The organism is Thermosipho globiformans (assembly GCF_003990895.1).
Taxonomy (GTDB): Bacteria; Thermotogota; Thermotogae; order Thermotogales; family Fervidobacteriaceae; genus Thermosipho; species Thermosipho japonicus.
Genome location: NZ_BHXD01000043.1, coordinates 1 through 833 on the forward strand (window position 1 = coordinate 1; position 833 = coordinate 833).

The 833-nt window shown below is 31.2% G+C and carries 1 protein-coding gene; it reads left to right on the forward strand.

The window, feature by feature from the left end; translation table 11 throughout:
* Positions 1–833: methyl-accepting chemotaxis protein (locus EO083_RS09740; RefSeq protein ID WP_164723720.1), on the forward strand; the 833-nt coding region annotated here is incomplete at both ends.

Here is an 833-nt window from a genome sequence, read left to right on the forward strand (position 1 = left end):
AATATTCACCTTGAAGATCATTCTGCTTCTTTAGCTATTTTATATGACACGCTCGTTGTTGCTCATTCTAATAACGAAGGTTACATAAACAAATTTGATATTTCAAAAGATGAGAGTTTAAAAGACCTTTACAACGCTCTTTCTAAAGATACAGGTAGTGTTATATACAAATACAATGGAAGTAAAAAATTTGCAAGTTTTATAAAAATAGATGATCTTCCACTAAAAGTTATGACAATTCTTGACTATGGAAAACTAATTTCCGATGCAATGAGAATAATTAATCTTGGAATATTAACGGGTATAATAATAGCAATAATTGCGGGAATAATTGCATACTTTGTCTCAAAATCCATCTCAAGACCAATAATTGAAATAAGCCAAATTGCAGAAAAAGTTGCAAAGAGAGATTTAACAGTTGAAATACAAACAAGAGAAGGAAAAGATGAAATAAGTCAACTTACAAATGCATTTAAAATATTGGTAGATAACTTTAAACAAACAGTTGGAGAAGTAATGAAATTAAATGCCCAGGTATATTCAGTATCACAACTGCTTGATGAAATGGTAGAAAAGGCTGAAAAATCATCAAGAGAAGCAGAAGAAACAGTGAAAAAGGCAACACTTGAGATACAAGATGTAGCAGCAGCAACAGAAGAAGCAAATAGTGGAATGGAAGAAATAGCATCAGGAGCACAGAATATAGCAAATTATTCAGAGCAACTTGCACATAGTGCAGAAGAGATGAAAGAAATGGCAGTTGAATCATCACAAAGAATAAGTGAATTAAAACAGGTAATAATTAACGTAAATGAAAGCATGAAAGAAACAAC